The organism is Aliterella sp. E5.1 (assembly GCF_057473825.1).
In genome coordinates this window covers 1-2,348 of sequence record NZ_JBYCCV010000254.1, presented here as the reverse complement: position 1 = coordinate 2,348, position 2,348 = coordinate 1, and the positions used below count along the sequence as shown (strand labels likewise).

Here is a 2,348-nt window from a genome sequence, read left to right as displayed (position 1 = left end):
CACACTGCAAGATAATTTCGGACTGGTAATGCCGCCATTTGAATGGAGCTTTAGGATTCATTAGAGGCAGGCAGAATTATTTTCTCTAGCAGCATTATTTTAGCCTACCATTTTTTGCAACACAACCCTCCTACGCGGCATGGCGCTATCGGAGGGCAAGGCGTTGAGTCAGGTGTGAGGAGCAAACATCTCTTTGCTCATATCAATAGTTAAGCACTTGAGTATTACAGCCCTATGGCAGATAAAACACAATGTTGTGACGGTAGCTGCCCAGTTTGTAACTGGAAAGATGACTTAATTTAAACCAACAACGATCTTATCCACCCCTCACCACGCCCTTAATGGTTGTATCCAATAAATCTACATCCTTTGCTGGATAAATAGAGGCTTGAGTTCCCCTATACAACTGCTTTTTGGGGATTTGTCCGTGCCGCTCTTTGTAGGATTCATTTGCCCACATTTCAATTTTCATGCGTTGACTTGCACTTATTTCTAATCCTAAATGTTTAGCTCTCTGCTGAATAAACCAAAACTCAGGCTCTTTCTTGGCGATCGCCACCTTAGTATTGCTGCGGGGCGATTGAGTGGCGGCTTCTGCCCCTTCTAAAAATGCAACCTTCTCAGACAAAGCAGTGACCAAACTATGCAACGAATCAAGGTGATTTGCCAGATAAGCATCCACGCTGGCTTTAACTCGCTCGTCCAAGCGCTTATCTAACGGGTTTACTTCCAGGTCATCTAGAGAGCCATCTAGGTAAAGTTGGATAAATCTGGTAAGCGTAGCGGTTGCCGTCGTGCCTTTCTGCTGACACCGACTCTTAAATCTGTCCCACAGACTCTCATCACAGTTAAATGATGCTAACTTCTTGTCTCGTCCCGTATTGCTCATATCTAGGTACTTATCTAGGTAAGTACAGGTGTGAAGTTTTTCTCTATACCTGTTATATATCAAGGTGCTACCTTGATGATAGGGTTTTTCTGCTTTTGAGTAAATTCAGGGGCAAGCAGCGATGTCTTTAGCAATAACTTTAGCCAAATACGAAAGCCTTGCAAGTTTGGCTAGAGTGCAAGCACTTTGAAAGAACGTTACAAGAGCGATTAGCCTTTACAGCATTCATTGCTTAACCTTCCACATTCGGTTATCAAAATTGAACTTCAGTGCTGGCTCTAAAGTTAACTGCAAGTCAGGATGCTGAGGATTAAGGAGGTAATTAAATTCAACGGGAATAATAGAGGATGGAACTTTGAGAATGGGCGAGTCTTGCTTTTGCAGCCATTGCTTGCCAATATTTTGCAAAGTAGGATAAGCTGCCATACTTTGCCAATCTTCCGGTAGACTGTTTAAGTCTACTACCGTCATCGCAATGTCTTCTGGCAAAAAAGCACGGATAGCAACTAAAGGAATGCGCGAGCTTTCGGTATGTACAAAAACTTCTAAACTAGCAAGAGCTAGACTTTCTGCTGTATAAACAACCTTAAATCCTTGAGGAGTCCATCTTGCTTGAGCATAAAGTCCGCCTATTCCAGAAAAGGCACTATCCAGGTGTTTCTGCTTACAAATTCGCCAAACTTGCACTATCCAAACATCCCGTATTCAGCGCGATACAGCATTTCTTCAACTTTCTTGGCTCCAGCATCGGTAGCTAGTGCTTGCAATGGTGTTTCTCCTGATAGTGCGGTTTTGGGAGTAGAAAGCCACCGCTTAGTTTCCGCTTCATTTTCAAACAACTCCAGCGTTTGCTTAAGAATGCGGTTAAAGCGTTCTAATCTGTCCGCAACAGCTATTTTGAGGACGGGATTTTGCTTCTCATAGCGGAATTGAGTGCTTTCGGAGATTCCGAATAGTTGCTTTACATCAGTTTTATCTAAATCAAAACGTTTGGCTATCTCCTTAATAGAGTCGTACTTTTTATCGCTTGCATCAGCCTTGTGTTGTTTATCTGCTGTGATCGCATTGCGTGAGTCAACTTGGGTAGTAGTTTTGACCATAATTACTTAATTTCAATTGACACTATAATTCTATCAAATGAAACGAATCATTGTATCTACTGTTTTTGCATCACTGCCAATACCTTACGCGCCGTCTCAACCGATACGAATGACATTACAGCAACTTCGCCCAAAGAACAGCCTTGGTGTAACGCTGCAATTACTCGCTGTGATGAAGGCTTAGAAAGGAAAGTTTGCTTCAACTGAGCTTCAGTGCGATCACTGACTCGCATACAGCAGTTCTTGATAGAGTAAAATACAGTTAAAGAGTAAACTCAACCTGAAGCCGAATGAAAGCATACTCTGTAGACCTGCGCCAGAAAGTTATTGATGCGTACAACCAGCGAGAGGGGTCACAG

4 protein-coding genes are annotated in these 2,348 nt (G+C 42.8%); all 4 read right to left on the bottom strand.

Annotation, left to right across the window (positions count from 1 at the left end; genetic code table 11):
• Positions 1–316: 316 nt before the first annotated feature.
• Complete coding sequence (locus tag AC2VE5_RS25945; RefSeq protein WP_486890447.1) at positions 317–889, bottom strand: hypothetical protein; 573 nt, start codon at positions 887–889, stop codon at positions 317–319.
• 225 nt (positions 890–1,114) lie between these two features.
• Positions 1,115–1,576 (bottom strand): RES family NAD+ phosphorylase, encoded by a 462-nt coding sequence (locus AC2VE5_RS25940; protein WP_486890446.1) that lies wholly within the window; start codon positions 1,574–1,576, stop codon positions 1,115–1,117.
• Entirely contained in the window at positions 1,576–1,989 is a 414-nt protein-coding gene (gene parS / locus AC2VE5_RS25935) for a type II RES/Xre toxin-antitoxin system antitoxin (RefSeq protein ID WP_486890445.1), read from the bottom strand. Before parS ends, AC2VE5_RS25940 begins: the two co-directional genes overlap by 1 nt.
• 56 nt (positions 1,990–2,045) lie before the next feature.
• Positions 2,046–2,222 carry a hypothetical protein gene (locus tag AC2VE5_RS25930; RefSeq protein ID WP_486890444.1) on the bottom strand — a complete coding sequence of 59 codons (177 nt, stop codon included), beginning with the start codon at positions 2,220–2,222 and terminating at the stop codon, positions 2,046–2,048.
• Positions 2,223–2,348: the final 126 nt, after the last annotated feature.

Bases quoted from the DNA above. Each gene is read 5' to 3' on its own strand.
- parS (WP_486890445.1), bottom strand. From the start codon at position 1,989: ATGGTCAAAACTACTACCCAAGTTGACTCACGCAATGCGATCACAGCA.
- AC2VE5_RS25945 (WP_486890447.1), bottom strand. From the start codon at position 889: ATGAGCAATACGGGACGAGACAAGAAGTTAGCATCATTTAACTGTGAT.
- AC2VE5_RS25930 (WP_486890444.1), bottom strand. From the start codon at position 2,222: ATGCGAGTCAGTGATCGCACTGAAGCTCAGTTGAAGCAAACTTTCCTT.